Below are 19882 nucleotides of genomic sequence, written 5' to 3'. Positions count from 1 at the left end.
GCCGCAAAAAACCCACCTCCCGACCCCGGGCCCGGGGGCCGGCCCCGGGCCCCCGCGCGCCGGGGCCCCCCGCTCCGCGGCGGGCCGGGGGGGGGCCCCGCGGTCCCCGGGGAGGAGCGCCGGGTACGGGGTCAGCTCCGCGGGGCGGCGTCCAGGCTACGGGCGTCGCCGGCGATCAGGCGGGCGCGGTCGGCGGGGACGCTGCGGCCGGCCTGGTTCTCGGCCCAGTGGGCGAGCGGCTGGTACTGGCCCTGGCCGAGCATCACCGTCAGGGTGGCGACGGCATTGCGGTCGGCGCCCGAGGTGAGCACCAGCGAGGCCAGTCCGGCCGGAGTGGCCGCGACGGTGAACTCGGTGGCCGTCTCGGCGCGGCCGCCGGGGCCGGTCGCCTCGGCGCGCAGGGTGTGCTTGCCGAGCGCCAGCGCGGTGGTGTCGAGGGCCGAGCCGACCGGCAGCTCCTTGCCGTCCAGGGTGAGCCGGACGGTGTCGGCGCCGTTCGCCTGCACGGCGGTCACCGGCTGCTGGGCGCGGTCCAGGACCGCGCCGGAGGCCGGCGAGGTGATCGCCACGGTGGGCGCGGCCGGCGGGGTGGTGACGGTGCCGCCCTGCAGCCAGGCGGAGTTCCAACCGGCGAGCTCCGCCGGGCGGTTGGTGATGATGCCGTCGACGCCGGCGGCCTCCAGCGCCTTCCAGCGGGTGGCCGAGTCGACGGTCCAGACGTTGACGGCGACGCCGGCCGCGTGCAGGTCCTTCACCACGCCGAGGCGGGCCGCGAGGGCGCCGTCGGACGGGTTGTAGGCGGCCAGGCCGAGCTGCTTGGCGATGGCCACCGGGTCGGCGTCGAGGTCGCCGCGCAGCAGGCCGAGGGGCAGCTCGGGGGCCAGCTCGCGGGTGTGGCGCAGGGCGTCGACCTCGAAGCTCTGCACGAACACCCGGCCGGTCATGCCGTGGTCGCGGATCTCCTTGACGATCCGGGCGACCTCGTCACGGGTGTGGGCGCCCTTGATCTCCAGCAGGAGCCTGCCCCCGCGGGTGCGCAGGTCCTCCAACTGGGCGGCCAGGCTCGGCACCCGGGCGCCCGCGTAGGTCGGGCCGAACCAGGAGCCGGCGTCCAGCGCGTCCAGCTGGGCGGCCGTCAGGTCGCGGATGCGGCCCTTGCCGTTGGTGGTGCGGTCGACGGTGTCGTCGTGCAGCACGTAGGGGACGCCGTCCTTGCTGGGCTGGACGTCGTTCTCGATCCACTCGGCGCCGCCTCGACGGGCGACCTCGTCCGAGTCCAGGGTGTTCTCCGGGGCGGCGGAGGAGGCGCCGCGGTGGGCGAACACGGTGAGCGGCGAGCCGGCGGGGCGCAGCCAGCCGCCGGGGGCGAGGGCGGTCACCTTGAGGTCGTCGAAGGAGACCTTCGAGCCGTTGACCACCAGGGCCTGGCCGCCGTCGGCGCTGCGGGCGACCTGGGTGGTGCGCATCACCTCCTTGCCGTCGAAGATCCAGCGGGCGGTGGTGCCGTGCACCTCGACGGCGATCCGGACGTCGCGGCCGGTGCCGGCGGCGGTCGGGGCGGAGGCCGTGTTGGTGACGTTCCAGCCGTTGGCGGGGGTGCGCTGGGCGAACTCCAGGCCGTTGGCGGCGGTGGTGCCGGAGCGCATGGTGGCGATCGACCACGGCGTGGCGCCGCTCGCGGGGACGTCCAGGCCGACGGCGGTCCAGCGGGCGGCGTCCTGGACGCTCTCGAAGCGGGCGGTCGCCTCGATGCGGAAGTCGTCGAGGTGGCGGCCGAAGGTGATCCGGCTCTGCTGGCCGGAGTTGGCCGAGGTGCCGACCAGTCGGCCGTTCTCGACCTTCCAGTCCCCCTCGACGGCATTCCAGCCGGCCGGGAGCGCGGGGCCGGAGAAGCGCTCGTCGACGATGACCTCCCCGGCGGCCGGTACCGCGGCCGGAGCAGCACCCGGCGCGGCGGCCGTGGTCGCGGCCGCCGTGGTCGCGGGGGCGGCGTCGGCGGGCGCGGCGGGCTCGGCGGAGGCGGCGCTCGGGGCGGTCAGCGCGACGGTGGTGAGGCTCAGTGCGGAGGCGACGGCGGCGGCCAGCAGGCCGGTGCGACGTGCCCGGTGGGGGCGGTGACTCTGTGTCATGGGCGGCACGCTAGGGACGACACCCGAACCGGAAGCCACCACTCCGAAAACCGTTCGTGACCATTGCGCGTGCGGTTCGTGGTGGTGGCGGATTCCCTGCGGTGCACGGCCGGTTCGCTTCCGCACGGTACCCCGGGGAGGAATCCGGGAAGACCCTCCGCCGGAGAGCCCGGCGGACCTGCGGCGTTGCGCTCCGTGCAACCCGGCCGCCACCGGCCCCTCCCCTCCCCCGGCGACGGCGCGCCCGCCGCGCACCTCAGGCGGACAGCTTCTTCAGCAGCTCGACGGCGAGCGGGGCGGCGGAGGCCGGGTTCTGACCGGTGACCAGGTTGCGGTCGACGACCACCTTCGGCGCCCAGGCCGCCCCGGCCCGCACCTCCACACCGGCCTCGACGAGGCGGTTCTCCAGCAGCCACTTCGCCTTGTCGGCGAAGCCGGCCTGGGCCTCCTCCTCGTTGGTGAACGCGGCGACCCGGTAGCCCGCGAAGGCGTTGCCGCCGTCCTCCGCGACCGCGGCCAGCAGCGCGGCCGGCCCGTGGCAGACGACGCCGAGCGGCTTTCCGGACCTCAGCGCGCGGACCAGCAGCCGGCCGGAGTCGGCGTCGACCGCCAGGTCCTCCATCGGGCCGTGGCCGCCCGGGTAGTACACGGCGTCGTACTCGTCCAGTCGGACGTCCTCCAGCGCGATCGGGCTCTTGAGCTCCTCGGCGGAGGCGAGGAGCTCCGCGACCCTCCGCGAGCCCGCCTCGCCGCCGTTGACCTCCGGAGCGAGACTGGCGGCGTCGACGGTCGGCACCACGCCGCCCGGGGTGGCCACGGTCACCGCGTGGCCGGCGCCCTTGAACGCCTCGTAGGGCGCGGCGGCCTCCTCGGCCCAGTAGCCGCTCGGGTGCCGGGTGCCGTCGGCCAGCGTCCAGTGGTCGGCGCCGGTCATCACAAAAAGGATCTTCTTCGACATGGTGTGGTCTCCGGGTTGTCGGCTCGTCAGATCGACTCGCTCGTGCCACCGACCGTAGGCGCGCCCAGCGGTCCGCACCAATCGGAAAACCGATACCGGACATCGGCCCCCGGATGGCTCAGTGCCGCCCCTTCCCCGGCCGGGTGCCTAGGATGGGCGCGCATGAGCGATAGGAATTCCCATGGGTCGGGGCCACCGGACCTGAACCAGCTGCGCACCTTCCTGGCGGTCCACCGGACGGGGTCGTTCACCGCGGCGGCACGGCGGCTCCGACTGTCCCAGCCGACCGTCACCGCGCAGATCCGGGCGCTGGAGGAGCGGCTGGGCCGGGAGCTGTTCGAGCGCCGGGCCCGGGGCGTCGTCCCGCTCCCCCACGCGGACGAACTCGCCGCCCGGTTGGCGGAACCGCTCGACCGACTGGCGGACGTGGCGGGCGCGGGGCCCGACCGCGCGCCCGAGCCCGTGCACCTGGCCGGGCCGGCCGAGTTCCTCTGCACCGTCCTGCTCGGCGCGCTGGCCCCGCTCACGGCCGGGGGCGTCCGGTTGCGGGTGGCCACCGGGCTGACCGACCCGCTGCTGGCGGAGCTGCGCGCGGGGCGCCACGACCTGGTGGTCGCCACCCGCCGTCCGCGCGGCCGCGCCCTGCACGCCGAACCGCTCTCCGACGAGGAGTTCGTCCTGGTCGCCGCCCCGGCCCTGGCCGACCGCCTGGCCGACCTGGGCCCGGCCGACGGACCGCTGCCGGACGCCCTGGAGCGGGAACCGCTGGTGGCCTACGCCGAGGACCTGCCCATCGCGCGCCGCTACTGGCGCCATGTGTTCGACCGCCGCCTCCAGGTCCAGGCCGCCGTCACCGTTCCGGACCTGCGGGGCGTGGTCGCCGCCGTGACGGCCGGGGCGGGCTGGACCGTGCTGCCCGGCTACCTCTGCCGCGCCGAACTCGACTCCGGCGCCCTGCGGCTGCTCCACCGGCCGGAGGACCCGCCGATCAACACCGCCTACCTGGTGCAGCGCCCGGGCCCGTCCGCCAACCCGCACGTCGTGCTGGTCCGCGAGCGGCTGCTGGCCGTCGCCCGGACCTGGTGACCCCGGAGGTCACCCCCGCCCCGGCCCTCCCTCCCGGCGGCGGGGGCCGGGCAGCGGCCCCCGCGCGGCGAAGGTCCAGCGGTTGGCGGCGAGCGCGTCGTCGGGCTCCGGGAGGGGCCCGCGGCCGTAGCGGCGGGTGAACTCGAAGGGCGTGTGGGTGGTGGCGGACCAGCCCCGGGCGGCCAGGTCGGCGGCGGTGTCGGGCCTGGGCTCGTCGTCGAACAGGTCCAGCAGGTCGATGTCGAGCCGGTCGCGGGCCGCCAGGTACACGGGGTTGCGGCGCACCACGGCGGGCTCCATGCCGAGTTTCACCTCGTAGGCCAGGCTGCTCCCGGCGGCGCTCAGCCGGTCCACGGTCGCGGCCAGGCGCGACTCGGCGGCGGCGGGCAGGTAGAGCAGCAGGCCTTCGGCGAGCCAGGCGGTCGGCTCGCCGGCGCGGAAGCCGGCGGCGGCCAGCGCGCCCGCCCAGTCGAGGCGCAGATCGCAGGCCACCGGCACCCGCCGGGCCGTGGCCCGGGCGCCGATCCGGTCGAGGACCCGCTGCTTGAACGCGAGCACCCCGGCCCGGTCGAGTTCGAAGACGGTCGTGCCGGGCGGCCAGCCGAGCCGGTGGGCCCGCGCATCCAGTCCGGCGCCGAGCAGCACCACCTGGCGGGCCCCGAGCCGGGTGACCCGCAGCAGGTGGTCGTCCAAGGTCCTGGTCCGCAGCGCGAAGTAGCCGCCGAGCCGCTCCCACAGCGGGTCGTCCGCGCCGTCCGGGCCCTTCGGGACGTCGCGGGGGTGGACCGGCCACCGCGCGGACGCGCGGGCGGCGCGGACGAAGTGCTCGGCGAGGGGGTCCCGGGCCAGGGCGTCGGGCCGGCGGCTCTCGATCGCACGGGCGGCCGCGACCATCAGGGCGGTCCGTCCGACACCCTCGTCGACGCCGCAGGCACCGGAGGCGCCGGAGGCGTCCGAGTCGCCACCGGTCTCGACGCCCGGGGCGGCGGTCGTGACGGGCGCGGCCGCTGTGGTGGTCATGGGCTCTCCAAGTGGTCGGGAAGCCGTGTCCAGACGGCGGGTCGGTCGTGGGTGGTGACGCGGGCGCCGTAGACGCGGCCCATGAAGCGCAGGACGTCCTCGTCCGGGTAGTGCAGCGCGGCGGTGCAGTCGCGGAGCACCGTCACGTGGAGGCCCTTCTGGAAGGCGGTGCGCGCGGTGCTGTCCACGCAGACGTCGGCGAACACGCCCGCGAACACCAGGTGCCCGATCCCGCGCCCGGAGAGGTGCGCGTCGAAGCCCTCGCCGAGGAAGGCGTCGAAGCAGGCGTACTTGGTGAACACCGCCTCACCGGGCTCCGGCGCCACGGCGTGGAACTCGGCGCCCCAGCTCCCGTCGAGGCACTTGGGGCGCTTGCCGAGCACCGCGTCCCGGTGGCGCCAGGCGGCGCCCTGGTGGACGGGGTCGCCGAGGAAGCGGACGAAGAGCACCTCGGTGCCGTGCGCCCGCGCGGTCTCCACGGCCCGGGCGGAGTTGGCCGCCACGGCGGCGAGGCGCTGCGGGTCCCCGGGGTAGCGGGCGGCGGCGACGGGGCCGGCGCAGAAGTCGTTCTGGAGGTCGACGACGACCAGCGCCGTCCGGTCCGTACGGGCGATCACGAACGGTCCGCGCGCGAGCCGGCCGACAACGGGGCGACGGACGGCGGGGCGACGGACGGCGGGGCGGCCGACAGCGAACCGGCGGACGGCGGGCCGACCGCCGCCGGTGCCGTCAGGGCGTCGAGCACGGCGTCGACCACGGCGGTGGTGGAGTGCCGTCCGCCCAGGTCGGGCGTCCGCACGCCCCGCGCCCCGGCGGCGGCCAGGGCGCCCTCGACGGCGGCCACGGCACCCGGGCAGCCCGCGTGCCGTTCGGCGACGGCCGCGGCGGCGCGCAGGGTGGCGACCGGATTGACGGTGTCCTTGCCGGCGAGGTCGTCGGCGGAGCCGTGCACGGTCTGGTACTCCACCAGCTCCCCCAGCTCCGGGTGGAGGTGGACGTTCTCCGTGCAGCGGTTCTCCTGCCGCTCGCCGCCGAACCGGTCGAGCAGGACGACGTGCATGATGTCGGCCCACTCGTTGCCCGCCACGACGACCGTGCGGTCGGCGAAGCCGTGCGTTATGAGGTTGCGGTTGACCGTGTCGGGCTGGAACAGCCGCACCTCGACACCGAGCCCCCGCGCGATGTCGTCCACCCAGTCGTCCAGGGCGCCGTCGAGCAGGTGGAACTTGTAGGCCATCACCACCCGGGCGGGCCCGGCGTCGGGCCACTGCCGCCAGGCGCGCCGGACCGCGAACTCCAGCACCTTCCGGGTGATCTCCCGGCTGAACTCCATGGTGCGGGTGACCACTCCCGGGGTGTGCCGGTTCTCGCCCGTGTAGAAGCCCTGGGCCTCGTCCCGGACCAGCAGCAGCGAGGCGCCGGCGATCGGCTCGACCTTGACGGCCTGCAGCCGCTGGCGGACCAGGTAGAGCGACTGGGCGTTGACGGCCGTCCGGAAGACGGCCGTCGTACCCGACCTCGCCCGGTCGCGGCAGAACCGCTCGTAGTGGCCGGCGTCCTCCTCGGTCAGCCGGCGGATCCGCGCGGTGTCGGCCACCTCCTCGCGGAGCGAGACGTACGAGTGGTAGGTCCGCGGGGACCTGACGATCTCGATCCCGGCGCCGTGCACGGCCGCGATCCGGTGCAGGGCCCGTTCGAAGACGGTCGCGAGCTCCGCGCCCGTACCCCGGCCCACGGCGAGTCCGACTGCTGGTTTCACACTGCTCCTCGGCTGGTCGTCGACTGGTCCGGTACGGGCGGGATGCCGCGGCCGGACGGATCAGTTGGCCGGGTCGCCCACCAGGTGGTCGCCCGGGATGCCGGCCTTGTCCGGCGCGTAGTAGTCGCGGATGCCCTCCGCCCAGGTGGCGACCGGGATCCGGTCGTCGGCGGTCGGCCCGAAGGCGTCGAAGAGGGAGTCGATGTTGGCGTGTCCGAAGCCGATCGCGGTCATCAGCGCGACGAACCGCGGCCGTTCGACCAGCCCGTCGCCGTCCGGGTCGCCGAGCGCGGCCAGGGCGTCGGCGAACTGTCCGATCGTCGGCCCGAAGCGCTCGGGCGACAGCACGAAGCCGCGGAACTCCTCCCGGGTGACCACGCCGTCCCCGTTGGAGTCCAACTCCGTCTCCAGGGTCACCCAGTAGCGCCGGAAGGCGGCCCGAATGGCCTCCTTGGCATCCTCGTCCGAGTCGTACGCGGCCGCGACCACGCGCTTGGACATCAGGTCGAAGTCGCCGATGTCGATCACGCCGTTGCCATTGGCGTCGAACAGGCCGAAGACGAGCTCGACCCGCTGGGTGGCCTCGGTCCGCATGTGCCGCTCCTTCTCTCCGTCCGTCGGGCTCTCGGCGCCCGACCGGGTCTCCCACTATCGGCGAGCGGTGGCGACTCCTCCGCCCCGCCGCAGCCTGCTTCACCTGATGGAGTGAAGTTCGCTGCTCGGAGGGGGAGTTGGCGGGAAACCCGGCCGGGCCCGGTCAGCGGACGTAGTAGGGGCGGTGGTGGGCGGCGACCGGGGCGGACTGGTACGTCCACACGCCGGCGGCGGGCGCGTCGCCGACCAGCCGCCCGAGATCGGCCGCGGCCTCCCGGCCGGGATCCCCCGCCGGCCCCGGCCCCTGCCCCGGTCCCGGTCCCGGCCGCCCGAGGGTGAGCCGGATCCGGTCGGCGGTACGGGTGTCGAGCGGATGGAAGCGGTACGGCTGGTGGACGGTCAGCGGACCGGCGAGCAGCCGTCCCTCGGGATCGGTCCCGTAGCCGGTGACGGGGGTGTTGACGACCGGCTCGCCGTCGAGGCCCGCGAGGTCCGCCTCGACGGCGAAGAGCTCCTCCTCGTACCGCCGCAGGCCGTCCGGCCCGAGGCCGGCCCGGTGGCAGACGAAGGACCAGCGGTCGTGCACGGCGGCCGCGTTGAGCGAGGGCAGCACGGCGGTGAACCACCCGGGGTACTTGGGCTCGGCGTACAGGCGGGTGCCCGCGTCGATGGCGAGCGGGCTGTCGCAGAGCACGTGCAGCCGGGCGATGCCGAGCAGCCTGGTCTGGTCGTGGCCGCGGGCGTACTGGCCGTAGTCCACGGCCGGGACGCGGTCGGCGGCGGACGCGGGGTGGGCGATGACGTTGATCTCCACCTCCTCGGTGATCCCGCCGCCGGTCGGGTACTGGGCGAAGTACAGCTGGTAGTTGAGCGAGACGCAGGCCCGGCCGTCGAAGTCGGCGGCGGCCAGCGCGGGGTGGCGTCCGGCGAGCAGGGTGCGCACCGGCCCGGGGTCGACCAGAAAGTCCACGCCGATGTTGTGCAGCGCGCCGTAGTGGAAGGGCAGGTGGTACGGCTCGGGCACGGGCGGCAGCGGCAGACCGGTCATGACGGCTCCCTGGACGGCGTCGGGGACGGAGCGGACGGAGGTGGCTGGGAGGGCGGAGGAGGCTGAGGAGAGGCAGGAGGGGCGGCGAGGGTGGCCGGGCGGCGCAGCGCCGTCAGCTCCCGGTCGATGCGGTCGGCGCTGCGCAGGGCGAGCGCGGCCATGGTGAGCGAGGGGTTGGAGGTGCCGAGGGAGGGCATCGAGCCGCAGCCCACGGCGTAGAGGTTGGGGTGGTCCCAGCAGCGCTGCCACTCGTCGACCACGGAGGTGCCGGGCGCGTCGCCCATGACGTGGGTGCCGCCGGCGTGGCCGGCGCCCCGGTAGCCGTAGGCCTCACCCCGGTGTTCGAGGCGCCCGGGCCAGCCGGGGCCGGCGTCGTAGCGGGTGTGGTCCTCGGCGCCGAGCAGGGCGAACAGCTGGTCGGAGACGGCCCGGGCGGAGGCCATGCCCTGCCGGACGTAGGCGGAGAGGTCGTAGTGGAGGGCGGGGCGCGGCAGTCCGAGCCGGTCGCGCCGGGTGCGGTCCAGGGTGACCCGGTTGGCCGGGTCGGCGGGCTGCTCCAGTTCGAACTGGAGCGAGAACTGGCGGCCGAGCCGGTCGCCGAGGCGCTCGCGGAGCTCCCGACCGCGCAGTCCGGCGCGCAGCAGGTCGGCGGTCTCGACCTGGGGCGGGCGGCCCGCCCAGGACCAGCCCCAGTTGCCGAGCTCGATCCGGAAGGGCGCCCGGCGGGCCCGGGCGGGGCCGAAGCGGAAGGCCTCCAGGCCACTGGTGGAGCCCGGTCCCCGGTAGGGGCCGGTCGGCTGCGGCAGCAGGCCCCAGGTGAGCAGCGCCGGGTGGTCCATCAGGTTGCGGCCGACCTGGTCGCTGCGGTCGGCGAGGCCGGACAGGAGCAGCAGCCGGGCGTTCTCGATCGCGTGGGCGGCGAGCACCACGAGGTCCGCCCGGACCCGGTGGGTGGTGCCCGCGCTGTGGTACTCGACGCCGGTGGCGCGGCCGGTGCCGTCGACGAGGACCCGGCTCACCACGGCGTCGGTGCGCAGCCGGACGCCGGGTGCCCAGCGGGCCTGGGTCCGCAGCGGGGTGTACTTGGCGCCGGTGGGGCAGACCGGGACGCAGGAGGCGGCGCCCTGGCAGAGCGGCCCGTCCGGGTGGGCGGGGCGGGCGCCGTCCGCGGCCGGGGTGGGCCGGGTGTTGCGGGCGTGCGGGGTGGTGCTGACGGTGAGCAGGGCGTCCTCGTCGGCGGCCGGGTCGCGGGCGGTGCGGCCGTCGAGGGCGCGGGCGGCGATCCGGTCGAGGTGGCTGGCCGGGACGGGGCGCATCGGGAAGGCGTAGTCGTCGGGGAGGGGCAGGCCGACGGCGCGGCGCTGCTGGGCGGCGTCGGCGGCCACGCCGAGTTCCTGTTCGGCCTGGCGGTAGTACGGTTCGAGGTCCCGGTAGCCGATCGGCCAGTTGCGGCCGTGGCCGAGGTCGGCGGTGCGGAAGTCCTCGGGGTGCATGCGCGGGGTGAGGCCGGTCCAGAGCAGTCCGGTGCCGCCGTTGGCCCGCAGGTAGCCGCTGGCGTAGGGCAGCGGGCCGTGCTGGACGAGGTGGCCGGTGGCGGTGAACCCGCCGTCGGGCAGGCCGGTCAGGTCGTCGACGTCCGGGGAGGGGGCGTCGGCGCTCCGCGGGTAGGGCGAGGTGGGGGTGCCGCCGCCGGCGGCGCGGTACGCGGTGCCGGTCGCGGCGGCGCCGGGGACGGCGTGGCCGGCCTCCAGGACGAGGACGCGGTGGCCGTGTCCGCCGAGGCGGTGGGCGACCAGGGAGCCGGCGATGCCCGCGCCGACGACGATCACGTCCCAGCGGTGCCCGCCGTCCGCCGGACGCCGGGGCGGGCGGCTCACCGCTCGCCCCCGCCGCGCGGGGCCTCGGCCCAGCTGCCGTGTCCGGGGGCGGCGCTGCCGGGGGCGGCGCCGTGGAAGGTGCGCCACATCAGGCCCCGGTCGTGGGCACGGGGCGAGGAGGGCGGTTCGTCGGGCCAGGCGCCGACGTACCAGAGGTGGAGCAGGGCGTGCTCGTCGCGGACGCGGTGGGCGAGGAGGGTGCGGTGGTGTTCGTGCGCCATGCCGGTGTCGCGCAGTTCCGTCTCGTCGAATCCGGTGAGCTCGGCGGAGATCCGCAGGAAGGCCTGGAAGTCGGCGAGGTTCCTGAGGCCGGCCTCGGTGGGCACGCCGTCCCGGCCCGCCCGGTCGGACCGGTGGTCGTGGTCGTGGTCGTGGTCGTCGATCGCTGGCAAACCGGCACCCCCGCGGTGAGTACGCCCCGGACATGACAGTCGATCGGGCCGAGACCCGATCGCCGTCGGAGCGATGCTGCCTCGCCGATCGCCCCCGGAGGCCTGGCGACCGCAATCGTTCGAACCTGCCCGCCTTCTGTCCGCCACGCCCTCGATCGCGACCAGGCTCTTATCGGATCAGATGCCGAAATGATCAAAGCGGACCGCCCGGGCGTCTGCCCCGGACGGAGCAGCGCAGCGCGCGGGCACCGGGGCGGGGCTGCGATCTTCGGAGCACGCGCGCCTTCGTCGCGCCGTCCGCCCGGTGCCGAGACCCTGGAGGCCCCCGATGTGGCAGGCTCCCCCCGCCGCCACCGCCGCTCCGCAGGAGTGGCTGCCACCGCTCGACCTGCCCGCCCCCGGACCGCAGAACCGGCTGACCGTGCTGCTGCGGATCCTGCTGCTGATCCCGCAGTTCGTCGTGGTCTGGGTGCTGTCGGTGGTGACCTTCTTCGTCGCGGTCGTCGGCTGGTTCGGCGCGCTGGTCCTGGGCCGGCTGCCCGGCTTCGCCGCCGACTACCTCTCGGCGTACGTGCCGTACGAGACCCGGGTGACCAGCTACCTCCTGCTCACCCACGACCGCTACCCGCCGTTCGCGTTCCGCACCCCCGACTACCCCGTCCGGGTGGAGCTGCGGCCCGGCGAACTCAACCGCCTCGCGGTGCTGTTCCGGCTGATCCTGGTCATCCCGGCGGCCGTCGTCCAGGGGCTGCTCCTCGCCGGCTGGTGGGTGGTCGGCTGGATCAGCTGGCTGGTGGTGCTGATCCTCGGACGGATGCCGCAGGCACTGTTCGAGGCGACGGCGGCGGTCCTGCGCTACCGGATGCGGTACATGGCCTACCTGCTGATGCTCACCCCGGCCTACCCCAAGCGGCTCTTCGGCGACGAGCCCGGCTCCGAGCCGGGCGGCCCGGTCTCGGCGACCCGCCCGCTGGTCCTCGGCGGCGCGGGCCGCGGCCTGCTGGTGGCCTTCCTGCTGCTCGGCCTGCTGTCGGGCGCGACCAGCTCGATCACCGCGAGCGTCACCGACGATGACGACGAGGTCAAGCAGGTCACCGGCCCGCTGCTGCCGGGCCCGTCGGCCCGCTGACGGCCGCGTCCGGCGCCGGCCGGTGGCGGCGCTGCCGGAACGGCCGGGCGTCCGGTCGCCCCCGGTCGTCCTCGGGGAAGCCCGGCTGCCCGGCGGGAGGGTCCGGGACCTCCGGGCCGGGGAACCGGCCGTCGTCGCGGGCGCCGTTGCCGATCCGGGCGGTACCGACGGCCGGGTGGATCCCGGCGTGGGCGATGCCGCCGGTCGCCGGACGGTCCTCTCCGCGACCGGGGCGCGCGGTCCGGCGGGGCCGGAGCGCGCCACTGTCCTGGTTCTCCGGTGGACGAACCAGGACAGTGGGGGGCTCACCCGGGTGAAGCGGGCGCCGCGGTGGGTGCCGTCCGTGCCGCCCGTCGGACGGAGTGGCCGTCAGCGGGGCCGGAGGGGTCAGAAGGTGAGGTTCCAGGCGTCGATCGTGCCGGTGTCCCCGGACGCGCCGTCCTTGACCCGCAGCTTCCAGGTGCCGTCGGCCTGGCTCGCGGAGGCGTTCACCGTGTAGGTCTTGGCGACGTTGTCGGCGCTGTCGCCGTTGGCGAAGTCCTCCAGCAGGAAGACGGTGCCGTTCGGGGCGACCAGCGAGAGGACCAGGTCGCCGCGGTAGGTGTGCTTGATGTCGACGCCGACCTTGAGGGCCGGGGGGGCGCTGCCGCCGACGCCGGTGACGGCGATCGGGCTCTCCACCGTGGCGTTGTCGGCGATCGCCACGTCGGTCTGGTTCTCGAAGTACTTGCCGGTCGGCGGAGTGCCGCCGCCGACGGCCTTGAGCGCGTCGACCTGGCCCTCGCCGAAGAAGGCGTTGTTGGCGGTGGTGCCGGTGCAGCGGCTGTCGGACGCGGGGCAGGCCACGTCGTTGGCCTGGGTGGCGAGCCGGGCCCGGAGGTCGGCGGGGGTGAACGCGGGGTTGGCGCTCGCGATCAGCGCCGCGACGCCGGTGACGTGCGGGGAGGCCATCGACGTCCCGCTCTTGGTGCCGTACTTGCCGCCGGGCAGGGTGGAGTAGACGCCGGTGGCGCCGTCCCCGCCGGGCGCGGCGACGTCGATGACGCCCCGGCCGTAGTTGGAGTAGGAGGCCTTGGCGGTGCCGCTGGCCATCGCGGAGACGGTCACCACGCCCGGCAGCTCGGTCGGGATGTCCAGGCAGGCGTTGGTGATGGTCCGGGTGACCTTGGTCGAGTCGTTGGGGCTGTCGCTGTCGGTGGTCTTGTTGGCCAGGTCGTAGGTGGAGTTGCCGGCCGCGGCGACCTGCAGCGAGCCCTTGCCCTCGGCGTACTCCTGGGCGCGGCGCACGCCCTCGATGATGGCCGCCTGGTCCGCGTTGTCCGGGCAGTTGAACTGCCAGGGATCGGTGTAGTAGCTGTTGTTGGTCACCTTGAAGCCGTGGTCGCCGGCCCAGACGAAGCCGCAGACGGTGTTCTCGGCGAAGAACAGCGTGCTGCTCGGCTCGGCGATCCGGACCGAGGCGATCGTGACGCCGGGGGCCACCCCGATGACGCCCTTGCCGTTCTTCGCCGCGGCGATCGTGCCGGCCACGTGGGTGCCGTGGGTGTCGACGTCGCGCCAGGCCCCGGTGCGGGTGTCCGGCTTGCCGTAGGCGCAGGAGACCGAGTCGGCGGCGTCGAAGTTGGGCGCGAGGTCCTGGTGCTGGTCGTCGACGCCGGTGTCCAGCACGCCGACCTTGACGGTGGGCGAGCCGGTGGAGACGGCCCAGGCCTGGTCGGCCTTGATCTGGGTCATGTCCCAGCGGTTGGTCTCGGTGAGGGTGGTCGCCGACTGGGCGGGGTTGGCCGGCAGCGCCGGGTTGTAGGCGTCGGCCGGGACGTCCGAGGTCCGGGTGGCGCCGACCTGCTGGATGCCGGGCACCGCGCGCAGTGCGGCGGCGAAGCCGGTGGCGGTCGCGTGGGCGACGACGACGCCGATCGCGTCGTAACTCGCGAAGACGGTGCCGCCGTTGGCGGTCACCGCGGCCTTGGCGGCGGCGATGTCGGCGGGGGCGCTGATCACCAGGTAGGCCCGGGTCCCGGCGGCCCAGCCGGCGGCGGCCCGCGGGGCGGTCGCCGCGGCCGGGGCCTGCGGGGCGGGGGCGGCGGCCGCCGGTCCGGCGCCGGACGGGGCGGCGGGCGCCGCGGTGGCCAGGGTCGCGGGAGCGGCCAGGGCCGCGGCGGCGAGGAGGGCGAATGCGGCGGTGGGGCGGCCGAATCGCCGGGATATCAGGGGTGACACGCGCGTCCTCCGATCGACCCGTGCTGGAGGGGATCACACGGGAATTGAACGCAACATGCCAGAACGGTGCGCCCTTGGGGAAGGCTTTACGCACGACTTGTTGTCACAAGCGCGTCAACATTTGATGTCCTACGACCGATCCCGATCGATCCCGATCGCCTCCGGCCACCCCGTGACCGCGCGTCAGAACGCGTACGGGCCGAACCGCCCCCAGGCCACGACCGCCGCGAGGGCCAGCAGCAGCACGTTGACCACGACGCTCCGACCCTCACCGCGCCGGCCGTGCACGACGACGGCACCGGCCATGACGATCCCGAGCCCGGTCGCCGCGACCGGCACCAGGCCGGGCGCGATGTCGACGGCGGACGGCAGGACGAGGCCGACGCCGCCCAGGATCTCCAGCAGGCCGATCGCCTTGATCGCGACCGGCGGGTAGTCCACCGCCCAGGTCCCGGTGGCCTCGATGACCTTCTCCTTGGACTGGAGCAGCTTGGGCGTGCCGGCCGCGAGGAACAGGGCGGCGAGGAGGCCGGCGAGGACCCAGAGAAAGACGTTCATGTCACTCCGATGGCTTGAGTTGAAGCTTCAAGCAAAGTACGCCCGCTTACTTGAAGCGTCAAGTGAATGATCGGGTTCTAGAGTGGGCGCCATGGAGAGGGACGCACCGCGCTGGCTCAGCGCATCCGAACTGGAGGCCTGGAAGGCGTTCAGCGCGATGATCATCAAGCTGCCGGCCGCCCTGGACGCCCAGCTGCGGGCCGACGCGGGCCTGAACCAGTTCGAGTACCTCGTCCTGGCCGGACTCTCCGACGCCCCGGACCGCACGCTGCGTATGAGCGACCTCGCCGTCCTCGCCAACGGCTCGCTCTCGCGCCTGTCCCACGTGGTCACGCGGCTCGAAGGGCAGGGCTACGTCCGCCGCGAGCGCTGCCCGGGCGACGGCCGGGCCACCAACGCCGTCCTCACCGAGGACGGTCTCCAGAAGCTCGTGGACAGCGCACCCGGCCACGTGGAGCAGGTGCGGTCCCTGGTCGTGGACCCGCTGGACGCCGAGCAGCTCGAACAGCTGCGCCGGATCTGCCTCCAGGTCCTGCAGGCCATGGACCCCGGGCTGTCCTGGCCCCCGCCCCGGCGCTGACGCACGACGGCGCCGCGACACGACGGACCCGGCCCGCGACGGCACCGGGCCGGCCGGGGCCCGGCGCCGTCCCCGGTCAGGCCCCCAGGTGGGAGGTCACGACCTCCAGCACGGCACGGCGCTGACCGGTCAGGTAGAAGTGGCCGCCCGGGAAGACGTGAAGGTCGAAGGCCCCGGTGGTGTGCACGGCCCAGTCGCGGGCCTGCTCGACCGTCACCCGCGGGTCGGCGTCGCCGGTCAGGGCGGTGACCGGGACCGCCACGATCTCCTCGCGCCCGGCGCGGTAGGTCTCGATGGCCGTGTAGTCGCCGCGCAGCGACGGCAGGATCAGCGCCCGCAGCTCCGGATCGGCCAGCAGCCGCTCGTCGGTGCCGCCGAGCCGGGCCAGCTCGGCGAGCAGCCCCTCGTCGGGCAGCAGGTGCACCGCGGAGTCGCGGGGCTCGGAGGGTGCCCGGCTGCCCGAGACGCACAGCCGCACCGGTCCGGCCGCGCCGTCGCGCTCGAAGCGGCGCGCCACCTCGAAGGCGACCGCCGCGCCCATGCTGTGCCCGAACAGGACCAGCGGCCGGTCGGCCCACGGTCGCAGCGCCGCGTAGACGCGGTCGGCGAGCTCGGACAGCGAGTCGAGGGCCGGCTCGTCGATCCGGTCCAGCCGGGCGGGGTACTTGACGGCGAGCACATCGGCGTACGGCGAGAGGTCGGCCGACCAGTCCCGGAAGAATCCGGCCGAGCCACCCGCGTGCGGGAACATCACGACCCGGGCCGGCGCCGCGTCGAAGGGGTGGAATCGGCGGAACCAGAGGCTGTCGGTGACGGCGGTACGGCCGGACATACGGGGAGCTCCTCATGGCTGACGGGTCGACACGATCTTGTCCGGGCCCAGTCTCCCCGGCCGACCCGCACCCGCGTCAACCGCCCGCCGGACGCCGGACGCGCCGCGGCCGGTCGGTCGGCCCGTCGAGGTCAGCCGTCCGCCGGCCGGCCGGCCGAGGTCAGCCGTCCGCCGGCCAGCCGGCCGAGGTCAGCCGTCCGCCGGTCCGGCGCCGAAGCGCGCCTCGACCGCCCGCGCCCGGGAGGCGCCGTCCAGCAGCAGGACCGACACCGCCTCCGGCACGGGTGTCGCGGTGCGGCCGCGCGCGTGCGCGGTGAGCGCGGCGAGCAGCCGGCCGAGGCCCCGCCCGTGCCGGGCGAAGGCCCGCCGCGAGGCCCAGCGGCCGCGCGCCCGCTGCCCGGCCAGCGCGGCGGCCTCGCCCACGTCGAGCAGGACGAGATGCAGCTCCCGCCCCTGCCGGGCGGCCTCGCGGGCGAGCCAGCGGCGCATCCACGCCCGGCTTCCGCAGTCGTGCACCAGCAGCGGCCCGCCCCCGCGCACCGAGCGGCGCAGCAGGCGGAAGTGCTCCAGCCGGGCCCAGGGGCGGTAGACCGCGTACGGCAGGCGCTCCGGCATGACGGCGACGCAGGCCTCGTGCACCGCCCGCGGGTCGACGGTCACGGCGCGCGGGGCGCGGGCCGACCAGCGGCGCAGCAGGGTGCTCTTGCCGCTGCCGGGCAGTCCGGAGACCACCACGACGGCGTCGCCCGGGTAGTGGACGGCGAACGGCGCGCCCTCCTCGCCCCGCAGGTCCACCAGGCCCCGCGGTTCCGTCCCCGCACCCGCCGCCCGCCCCGCACCCGGCGGAACCGTCCCCGGTCCATCCACGATGGCCGACCTGTCCATGCTGCTCTCTCATCCCGTCCGGGTCCGACCCGGAACGATAACAATCCACGCCGCCCGGGCCCCGCGCGGTTCCCTCCGCCCCCGGGCACCGGCCGCCCCACCGGCTCGGACGATCACGGATCGTGTCCGCGATCGGAGCCGTACCGCGCGCCCCGGAGGCCGGGGCGGGGACATCGACGGCCGCCGACAACTGCCCGCCCGCCGCGGCCTCCGCTCCCGGGCCTCACCCGAACGGGTCCGTCCGATACCCCCGACCGGCCCGGACGCCCTAGGGTGATCGCCGTTTCATGATGAATCGTCAGTTCCTGGACGTCCGGGGAGCGGCGGGCGGAGGACTGGACATGGCGGGGCGCCGGGGGCCGGCGCGGCGACGCGCACCGGTGCGACACCGGCGGCGCCGGGAGCGCGTATCCCGGGCCGGCGTACGCCGCCCGTGCTTCGACCGCCCGCGCACACGACCCTCCGCGCGGCGGTCGCCCGCCGGATCCACCCGTGGACACTCGACCGAGCGGGCCGGTCTGCCGATATCCCCGGCGGCACTTCCTCGCGCCGTCCCCCTGGAGGCACCTTCCGTGACCTGGCTCCGTGTCCTCACCGCTCTGGGCATCCTCGCCGCGGCGGCGAGCGCCCTGCTCGTCTTCGCCCTCTGCACGGCCGCGGCCCGCGGCGACCGCGACGACCATGACACCCCCGGTGGCGATCTGCGCTCGGACGCCGAGCGCTCCGGCCTGATCCGCCGCACCAGCGGCGGCAGTTGACGTCCCGCCACCTCCTTCCCCGGCCCGCCGGCTGGTGCGGCCGAGGGTTCGCCGTCGACAGCAGGACACAAGGTGTCCTATGGTGAACAACGTGTTCGCCGGCCGGTCCGCCCGGCCGCCGGACACCGGTGCGCCGCCCTGCCCCCGGGCCGCCGCGGCACGCCGTCCCCACCCGGACGAACCCCACCCGGACGAAGGAGAACCCCGGCATGGCCGACACCATGACCACCGCCAAGGCGGACCTGGTCGACCTCGCGCACCTCAGGATGCGCACCGCCATCCCCGACCACGGCTGGACCATCCGCCAGCAGCTCGCCCTCACCTGTCGGATCCTGTTCGACGCCGGCCACGACTCCGGCCTGGCCGGACAGATCACCGCCCGCGCCGAACGCCCCGGCACCTACTACACCCAGCGGCTCGGACTCGGCTTCGACGAGATCACCGAGGACAACCTGCTGCTGGTCGACGAGGACCTGGAGGTGCTGGAGGGCGAGGGCATGGCGAACCCCGCCAACCGCTTCCACAGCTGGGTCTACCGGGCCCGCCCCGACGTGAACTGCATCATCCACACCCATCCGCCGCACATCTCGGCGCTGTCGATGCTGGAGACGCCCCTGGTCGTCTCGCACATGGACCTCACCCCGCTGTACGACGACTGCGCCTTCCTGGACAGCTGGCCCGGCATCCCGGTCGGCAACGAGGAGGGCGAGCTGATCTCCGCCGTGCTCGGCGACAAGCGCGCCCTGCTCCTCGCCCACCACGGGATGCTGGTGGCCACCGGCGGCGTCGAGGAGTCCTGCACCCTCGCCGTGCTCTTCGAGCGGGCCGCCCGGCTCCAGTTGCTGGCCTCGGCGGCCGGCCGGATCCAGGAGATACCCGAGGCGCTCGCCCGCGAGGCCCACGACTGGACCTCCACCGCCAAGCGCAGCCAGGCCAACTTCGCCTACTACGCCCGCCGCGCCCTGCGGGCCGGCCACGGCGACGCGATCACCACCGCCCCGACCCGCACCGCCCCGACCGGCACCACCCCGACCCGCACCACCCCGACCCGCACCGAGGGAGACGTCTGAGATGGCCGGACTCGTCCTGGAGGGGATCATCGCCTACCCGGTGACCCCGTTCGCCCCCGGTGAGGCCGGCGGCGTCGACACCACCGCCCTCACCGCGCTCGTCGACCGGCTGATCGACGCCGGCTGCCACGCCATCGCCCCGCTCGGCTCCACCGGCGAGAGCGCCTACCTCGACGACCAGGAGTGGTACACCACCGCCGAGGCCGCGCTCGCCGCCGTCGCCCGGCGGGTGCCCGCCGTGGTCGGCGTCGCCGACCTGACCACCCGCAACGCCGTACGGCGCGCCCGGTTCGCCGAACAGGCGGGCGCGGACGCGGTGATGGTGCTGCCGCAGTCCTACTGGAAGCTCGACGAGCGCGAGGTCGTCCGGCACTTCACCGAGGTCGCCGACGCCGTCTCCGTCCCGGTGATGATCTACAACAACCCGGCCACCAGCGGCATCGACCTCTCCCCCGAGCTGATGGTCTCGCTGGTCGGGCAGGTGGAGAACATCACCATGGTCAAGGAGAGCAGCGGCGACGTGCAGCGGATGCACCGGCTCTCCCAACTCACCGACGGCGAGCTGCCGTTCTACAACGGCAGCAACCCGCTCGCCCTGGAGGCCTTCGCCGCCGGGGCGGCCGGCTGGTGCACCGCCGCGCCCTGCCTCATCCCCGGCCCCGTCCTCGCCCTCCACCGCGCCGTCCGCGCCGGGGACCTGGACACCGCCCGCGAGGTCTTCTACCGCCAGCTGCCCGTCCTGGAGTTCATCCTCCGCGGCGGCCTGCCCACCACCGTCAAGGCCGGTCTGGCCCTGCTCGGCCTCGACGCGGGAACCCCGCGCCGTCCGCTCCTCCCCCTCGACGAGCCCGGCACCGTCCGCCTCGCCGAGCTGCTCGCCGCCACGGCCTGAGGACCCGCCCGCACCGCCCGGCCGCACCGCGCACCCGCACCGCCCGGCCGCCGAATAGGCGACCGGGCGGTCCGCTGTCTAGGCTCGGGCCTTCC

Annotated in this window: 19 protein-coding genes; 6 read left to right on the top strand and 13 right to left on the bottom strand. The window is 75.2% G+C overall.

Features of this window, described 5'->3' with window-relative positions; translation table 11 throughout:
* Positions 1-131 precede the first annotated feature (131 nt).
* Both ACFC0B_RS02875 and ACFC0B_RS02870 read right to left on the bottom strand, forming a co-directional pair.
* Complete coding sequence (locus ACFC0B_RS02875; protein ID WP_376081224.1) at positions 132-2129, bottom strand: glycerophosphodiester phosphodiesterase family protein; 1998 nt, start codon at positions 2127-2129, stop codon at positions 132-134.
* 256 nt (positions 2130-2385) lie between these two features.
* Positions 2386-3087, bottom strand: coding sequence for a type 1 glutamine amidotransferase domain-containing protein (locus ACFC0B_RS02870; protein WP_376081222.1), 702 nt, complete (start codon positions 3085-3087; stop codon positions 2386-2388).
* A 162-nt stretch (positions 3088-3249) separates the two neighbouring features.
* On the opposite strand from ACFC0B_RS02870, the gene ACFC0B_RS02865 reads away from it, so the two are divergent.
* Positions 3250-4173: a LysR family transcriptional regulator gene (locus ACFC0B_RS02865; protein WP_376081219.1), complete on the top strand. Its 924-nt coding sequence runs from the start codon at positions 3250-3252 to the stop codon at positions 4171-4173.
* A 9-nt stretch (positions 4174-4182) separates the two neighbouring features.
* Here the strand turns inward: ACFC0B_RS02865 and ACFC0B_RS02860 are convergent, their stop codons facing one another.
* The 7 genes from ACFC0B_RS02860 to ACFC0B_RS02830 form a co-directional block, all read right to left on the bottom strand.
* Positions 4183-5067 (bottom strand): SAM-dependent methyltransferase, encoded by an 885-nt coding sequence (locus ACFC0B_RS02860; protein ID WP_376082377.1) that lies wholly within the window; start codon positions 5065-5067, stop codon positions 4183-4185.
* A gap of 122 nt (positions 5068-5189) precedes the next feature.
* Positions 5190-5810, bottom strand: coding sequence for a cysteine hydrolase (locus ACFC0B_RS02855; RefSeq protein WP_376081216.1), 621 nt, complete (start codon positions 5808-5810; stop codon positions 5190-5192).
* A complete protein-coding gene (locus tag ACFC0B_RS02850) occupies positions 5807-6952 on the bottom strand; it encodes an isocitrate/isopropylmalate family dehydrogenase (RefSeq protein ID WP_376081214.1) in 1146 nt (381 codons plus the stop codon). Before ACFC0B_RS02850 ends, ACFC0B_RS02855 begins: the two co-directional genes overlap by 4 nt.
* 60 nt (positions 6953-7012) lie before the next feature.
* Entirely contained in the window at positions 7013-7546 is a 534-nt protein-coding gene (locus tag ACFC0B_RS02845) for an EF-hand domain-containing protein (RefSeq protein ID WP_376081213.1), read from the bottom strand.
* A gap of 163 nt (positions 7547-7709) precedes the next feature.
* Positions 7710-8594 carry a hypothetical protein gene (locus ACFC0B_RS02840; protein WP_376081210.1) on the bottom strand — a complete coding sequence of 295 codons (885 nt, stop codon included), beginning with the start codon at positions 8592-8594 and terminating at the stop codon, positions 7710-7712.
* Complete coding sequence (locus tag ACFC0B_RS02835; RefSeq protein ID WP_376081207.1) at positions 8591-10471, bottom strand: GMC family oxidoreductase; 1881 nt, start codon at positions 10469-10471, stop codon at positions 8591-8593. The genes ACFC0B_RS02840 and ACFC0B_RS02835 overlap by 4 nt, the downstream gene beginning before the upstream one ends.
* The gene (locus ACFC0B_RS02830) at positions 10468-10863 is read right to left on the bottom strand and encodes a hypothetical protein (protein ID WP_376081204.1); all 396 of its coding nucleotides are present in this window, start codon (positions 10861-10863) and stop codon (positions 10468-10470) included. The genes ACFC0B_RS02835 and ACFC0B_RS02830 overlap by 4 nt, the downstream gene beginning before the upstream one ends.
* 328 nt (positions 10864-11191) lie before the next feature.
* Between ACFC0B_RS02830 and ACFC0B_RS02825 the strand changes: the two genes are divergently transcribed.
* On the top strand, positions 11192-11992 hold the full coding sequence (locus ACFC0B_RS02825; RefSeq protein WP_376081202.1) for a DUF4389 domain-containing protein: 801 nt from the start codon (positions 11192-11194) through the stop codon (positions 11990-11992).
* Between the two features lie 387 nt (positions 11993-12379).
* On the opposite strand, the gene ACFC0B_RS02820 is transcribed toward ACFC0B_RS02825, so the two are convergent.
* Together ACFC0B_RS02820 and ACFC0B_RS02815 are read right to left on the bottom strand one after the other, a co-directional pair.
* The gene (locus ACFC0B_RS02820; protein WP_376081199.1) at positions 12380-14212 is read right to left on the bottom strand and encodes a S8 family serine peptidase; all 1833 of its coding nucleotides are present in this window, start codon (positions 14210-14212) and stop codon (positions 12380-12382) included.
* A 183-nt stretch (positions 14213-14395) separates the two neighbouring features.
* Positions 14396-14770, bottom strand: coding sequence for a DoxX family protein (locus ACFC0B_RS02815; protein ID WP_376081197.1), 375 nt, complete (start codon positions 14768-14770; stop codon positions 14396-14398).
* Between the two features lie 91 nt (positions 14771-14861).
* On the opposite strand from ACFC0B_RS02815, the gene ACFC0B_RS02810 reads away from it, so the two are divergent.
* Positions 14862-15350 carry a MarR family winged helix-turn-helix transcriptional regulator gene (locus ACFC0B_RS02810; protein WP_376081195.1) on the top strand — a complete coding sequence of 163 codons (489 nt, stop codon included), beginning with the start codon at positions 14862-14864 and terminating at the stop codon, positions 15348-15350.
* A gap of 76 nt (positions 15351-15426) precedes the next feature.
* Here ACFC0B_RS02810 and ACFC0B_RS02805 read toward each other — a convergent pair whose 3' ends face one another.
* The gene (locus ACFC0B_RS02805) at positions 15427-16182 is read right to left on the bottom strand and encodes a thioesterase II family protein (protein ID WP_376081192.1); all 756 of its coding nucleotides are present in this window, start codon (positions 16180-16182) and stop codon (positions 15427-15429) included.
* Positions 16183-16371: 189 nt separating this feature from the next.
* Positions 16372-16977: an AAA family ATPase gene (locus ACFC0B_RS02800; protein ID WP_376081191.1), complete on the bottom strand. Its 606-nt coding sequence runs from the start codon at positions 16975-16977 to the stop codon at positions 16372-16374.
* Positions 16978-17639: 662 nt separating this feature from the next.
* Here ACFC0B_RS02800 and ACFC0B_RS02795 point away from each other — a divergent pair.
* From ACFC0B_RS02795 to ACFC0B_RS02785, 3 genes are all read left to right on the top strand, one after another.
* The gene (locus ACFC0B_RS02795) at positions 17640-17825 is read left to right on the top strand and encodes a hypothetical protein (protein ID WP_376081188.1); all 186 of its coding nucleotides are present in this window, start codon (positions 17640-17642) and stop codon (positions 17823-17825) included.
* A gap of 209 nt (positions 17826-18034) precedes the next feature.
* Complete coding sequence (locus tag ACFC0B_RS02790) at positions 18035-18895, top strand: aldolase (RefSeq protein WP_376081186.1); 861 nt, start codon at positions 18035-18037, stop codon at positions 18893-18895.
* Position 18896: 1 nt separating this feature from the next.
* Entirely contained in the window at positions 18897-19787 is an 891-nt protein-coding gene (locus tag ACFC0B_RS02785) for a dihydrodipicolinate synthase family protein (protein ID WP_376081184.1), read from the top strand.
* Positions 19788-19882: the final 95 nt, after the last annotated feature.

The organism is Kitasatospora sp. NPDC056184 (assembly GCF_042268405.1).
Lineage (GTDB): Bacteria > Actinomycetota > Actinomycetes > Streptomycetales > Streptomycetaceae > Kitasatospora.
Note: the sequence above shows the minus strand (reverse complement) of the source record. Positions and strands in the feature narration are given on the sequence as shown.

Coding starts and splice junctions, on each gene's coding strand:
- ACFC0B_RS02865 (WP_376081219.1), top strand. CDS start 3,250: ATGAGCGATAGGAATTCCCATGGGTCGGGGCCACCGGACCTGAACCAG.
- ACFC0B_RS02825 (WP_376081202.1), top strand. CDS start 11,192: ATGTGGCAGGCTCCCCCCGCCGCCACCGCCGCTCCGCAGGAGTGGCTG.
- ACFC0B_RS02810 (WP_376081195.1), top strand. CDS start 14,862: ATGGAGAGGGACGCACCGCGCTGGCTCAGCGCATCCGAACTGGAGGCC.
- ACFC0B_RS02815 (WP_376081197.1), bottom strand. CDS start 14,770: ATGAACGTCTTTCTCTGGGTCCTCGCCGGCCTCCTCGCCGCCCTGTTC.
- ACFC0B_RS02860 (WP_376082377.1), bottom strand. CDS start 5,067: ATGGTCGCGGCCGCCCGTGCGATCGAGAGCCGCCGGCCCGACGCCCTG.
- ACFC0B_RS02790 (WP_376081186.1), top strand. CDS start 18,035: ATGGCCGACACCATGACCACCGCCAAGGCGGACCTGGTCGACCTCGCG.
- ACFC0B_RS02875 (WP_376081224.1), bottom strand. CDS start 2,129: ATGACACAGAGTCACCGCCCCCACCGGGCACGTCGCACCGGCCTGCTG.
- ACFC0B_RS02785 (WP_376081184.1), top strand. CDS start 18,897: ATGGCCGGACTCGTCCTGGAGGGGATCATCGCCTACCCGGTGACCCCG.
- ACFC0B_RS02845 (WP_376081213.1), bottom strand. CDS start 7,546: ATGCGGACCGAGGCCACCCAGCGGGTCGAGCTCGTCTTCGGCCTGTTC.
- ACFC0B_RS02870 (WP_376081222.1), bottom strand. CDS start 3,087: ATGTCGAAGAAGATCCTTTTTGTGATGACCGGCGCCGACCACTGGACG.
- ACFC0B_RS02805 (WP_376081192.1), bottom strand. CDS start 16,182: ATGTCCGGCCGTACCGCCGTCACCGACAGCCTCTGGTTCCGCCGATTC.
- ACFC0B_RS02840 (WP_376081210.1), bottom strand. CDS start 8,594: ATGACCGGTCTGCCGCTGCCGCCCGTGCCCGAGCCGTACCACCTGCCC.